Raw genomic sequence first — 3,386 nt, 5'->3', positions numbered from 1 at the left:
TACGCCGAGCGGCTCGGCGCCACCGAGGGCGCCACGAGCGCCCGGATCACCGGCGTCGAGGGCACCACGGCCCGGGTGTCGGTCACCTTCGACGGCAACGCGATCTCGACCCATGCGCGCGACCTGGTGAACCGGCTCAAGGACGTCCCCGAACCGCCGGGCGCCCACGCGTACTTCGGCGGTGAGTCGGCGGTCTATGACGACACCCTGGACGCACTCGGCGAGACCCTGCCGTGGATGCTGCTCTACATCGCGGTGATGACGTACATCCTGCTGTTCCTCGCGTTCGGCTCGGTGCTGTTGCCGCTGAAGGCGATCGCGATGAACCTGCTGTCGCTGTCCGCGACCTTCGGCATGCTCGTCTGGATCTTCCAGGACGGCCATCTGCACCACCTGCTCGGCTTCGATCCGACGGGCGACATCGAGCCCAACATGCCGATCATGCTGTTCGCGCTGATCTTCGGACTCTCCATGGACTACGAGGTGTTCCTGGTGTCCCGGATGCGGGAGCAGTACGACCAGCTGGACGACAGCACGGAGGCCGTGGCGACCGGGCTGCAGTCCATCGGCCGCCTGGTCGTGAGCGTCGCGTTGCTGATGTGCGTGCCGCTCGCGGCGATCGGGATGAGCGATGTGCTGACCATGAAGCTCTTCGGCGTCGGCATGGTGTTCGCGGTCCTGGTGGACGTACTGGTGGTGCGCATCCTGCTGGGGTCGGCCGTCATGAAGCTGATGGGCAGGGCCGCTTGGTGGGCTCCGGGCCCGCTGGCCCGCTTCTACACGCGGTACGGCATCAAGGAGACCGACACGCCGGCCGACGACACCGCCGACACCGCCGACAAGCCGGTCACCGTAGGCCGCGGGCTGACCCCTGCGAGCGGGGTGCCGGCGACGCACGGGTACCCCGCCGGGGACTCACTCCGCCGACTGCTCCCCCGTCCGGCACGCACTGCGATCATGGCGACGATGGTTCGCGTCCTCCTGGGCCAGCCGCCGCAGAAGCCTGACGACCGGCTCGAACAGCACGGTGAGGACCACGGCCCGCTCGGCGAGGGCGATGCGGTCCTCGATCCCTTCGAACTGTGCGAAGTCCAGGTCCGCGGTGGAGGTGGCGAGCCGCGCGTAGGGGATGAGGTCATCGGCCGTGTAGTCCGCGCCGAGGCGGCTCAGCGCCGCGAGACTCTCGGCGAGTGCCGGGCGGTGCGGTGACGCGTCGGAGATCTGCCAGCCCAGGTTCTCGATGAGAGCCTCGACCCTCGCGGCGGCTCCGCAGGACGCCGCCTCGTCGGCGGCACCCTCCGGTCCCTCGTCCTTCTTGTCATGCGTCTCCGCGGAAGGAACGGGCAGGGCGTGATGAACCACGCCCAGGGTCTCGAACGCGTCCAGCGGACGGTCGACGGCTTCGAGCACCTCACGGGTGCGGGCGACGGACAGCCCGCCGAGCTGGACCAGAGAACGGATCAGACGGAGCCGCTGGATGTGCTCCTCGTCGTACTCCACCGTGGTCGGGTTCAGCGCGCGTCCCTCGGGGAGCAGCCCCTCCCGTCGGTAGTACTTGATGGTCGCCACCGGTACCCCGGACCGTCGGCTGAGCTCTGAAATCCTCATGCGCTCCCTCACGCTCAACTGTCCCACCAGTATCGCGTTACCCGGGGTTGCACCACCGAGTTCGATAGTGCCACTATCAGGAACTCGGTAGTGGAGCTATCGAGTTCTCCCCCGGTGTGCCCTCTTTTCGCACCCGGCCTCTCACCTCGTACACCTCGTACACCTCGTACACCTCGTACACCTCGTACACCTCGACAACGGAGACCACGCATGTCCCAGCGAATCGGCAAGACCCACTGGAAGCGTTTCGCCGTCGGTGCGGTGCCGACGGTGGCCGCCACGGCGGCTGTCGCCGTCTCCATGGCCCAGGGTGCGCTGGCCGCTTCGTTCAGCATCTCCGGTTCCGACTTCAAGGTCTCGGCCGGTTCCCTCAGCGGCACCGGATTCGGCAACTACGCCACGGTGGACATCGCCAAGAACGGCAAGCAGGTGCCCGGGCCACTGGCTATGAACACAAGCAACCAGAATTTCGGCACGGGATCCAACGTCGCCCGAAGGGTGGAGGTGCTGCAACTTCGCCTGTGTGAGTTTGGGTTTCGACCAGGATGCGTTGCAGAACCGTTGAGACGAAATAGCCTGAAGCAGTCGTTTACTTTCAGCTTGCCAGGTGAAACAGAAGGTCCAGGCCGCCGGGCTTCCTTGCCGTGGCGGCACACTTGGCACCGCGCCTTTGGCGACAGAGTTGAAGCGGCGACTGCCGCGCCGGCCTGCGGCTGAGGTGGCTCAAGGCTTGAGCAACGGAAGTAGCTCGTCGAACCGAAAGGCTGGTCCGGTCAGATCGACACCATCGAACAAGTGCCGGATAGTGGACGAAGTTGCGCTCTCCCGGTCCGAATGCGCCTCGGCCAGGGCCGCATTGTCCGCGAAGCTCTTGAACACCTCTTCGGATTCCCATTCCGCGAGAACATAAAACTGCCGGGGTGTGATGTCGCCACTCTCGCTGGCTCGAAAACGGCCCATTGCGATCGGCCGCCCACCGTGTGCCGACATCTTCTCGATCGCAAATTTGAAATACACCTTAGACTGGTCGAAATCGTCCACGTCGAACAGCCACAATGCGTGTACCTTCTGTCGCGAGCTCTCGCTCATTTGCCGTACCTCTCTCGTTGCGCGCCAGCTGTGACGATGACTGCACGGGACTAAATCACCTAGTGTCTCGTGATTCTGTTTGTGGAACCTGAGGCGTCCGTGACCGTTGAGTCAGGTATGAATCTCTCCTCTGAACAGATGGCTGAGCTGCGGGAGTTGGCGGGTTCGCGGGACGTGCCGGCTGTCGTGGCGCTTCGCGCGCGGATCGTGTTGTGGTCGGCCGAGGGGCGGCGGCGAAAGGACATCTCCGAGCTCGCCGGTGTGGCACCACTGACGGTGGACCGCTGTAAGTCCCGCTATGCCGAGCGGGGTGTTGCCGGTCTGGAGGACAAGCGCCGGGGCGGGCCGCGTACCCAGGTGCCGCCGCAGGTGCGGGCTCGGGTGATCGCGTTGACGAGGATGTCCCCGCCGGCGGAATCAGGCCTGTCGCACTGGTCGACCCGAACGCTGGCCGACCACTTGAAGCGGCGCGAGGGCGTCTCGGTGTCGTGGCATTACGTCGCCCGCATCTGGCGTGAGGAGAACCTGAAACCGCACCGTTCGGGCACCTTCAAGATCTCGAAAGACCCGGCGTTCGCGGAGAAGGTCGCCGATGTCGTCGGCCTGTACCTGGCCCCGCCCGGTGGCGCCGTGGTGCTGTCGGTCGACGAGAAGACGCAGGTGCAGGCTCTGGACCGGACCCAGCCGGT

The 3,386-nt window shown here is 65.7% G+C and carries 4 protein-coding genes and 1 pseudogene; 3 read left to right on the top strand and 2 right to left on the bottom strand.

Translation table 11 applies throughout. The annotated features are described in order from the left end of the window. A partial coding sequence (locus tag AC5P09_RS51400; protein ID WP_493880543.1) for an MMPL family transporter occupies nucleotides 1–1,209 on the top strand: 1,209 nt, incomplete at its 5' end. 201 nt (nucleotides 1,210–1,410) lie between these two features. Here AC5P09_RS51400 and AC5P09_RS51395 read toward each other — a convergent pair. After that, nucleotides 1,411–1,608, bottom strand: a pseudogene (locus tag AC5P09_RS51395) (MerR family transcriptional regulator); the annotation flags it as partial. 210 nt (nucleotides 1,609–1,818) lie between these two features. Between AC5P09_RS51395 and AC5P09_RS51390 the strand changes: the two are divergent. Then, on the top strand, nucleotides 1,819–2,325 hold the full coding sequence (locus tag AC5P09_RS51390; protein WP_493880542.1) for a hypothetical protein: 507 nt from the start codon (nucleotides 1,819–1,821) through the stop codon (nucleotides 2,323–2,325). A 6-nt stretch (nucleotides 2,326–2,331) separates the two neighbouring features. On the opposite strand, the gene AC5P09_RS51385 is transcribed toward AC5P09_RS51390, so the two are convergent. Continuing rightward, entirely contained in the window at nucleotides 2,332–2,697 is a 366-nt protein-coding gene (locus AC5P09_RS51385) for a DUF1330 domain-containing protein (RefSeq protein ID WP_493880541.1), read from the bottom strand. Nucleotides 2,698–2,814: 117 nt separating this feature from the next. Here AC5P09_RS51385 and AC5P09_RS51380 point away from each other — a divergent pair. Further along, nucleotides 2,815–3,386, top strand: a 572-nt coding sequence (locus AC5P09_RS51380) for an IS630 family transposase (protein WP_493880544.1), incomplete at its 3' end; no start/stop codon positions are given.

This window comes from Streptomyces sp. a15 (assembly GCF_059026085.1).
Note: the sequence above shows the minus strand (reverse complement) of the source record. Positions and strands in the feature narration are given on the sequence as shown.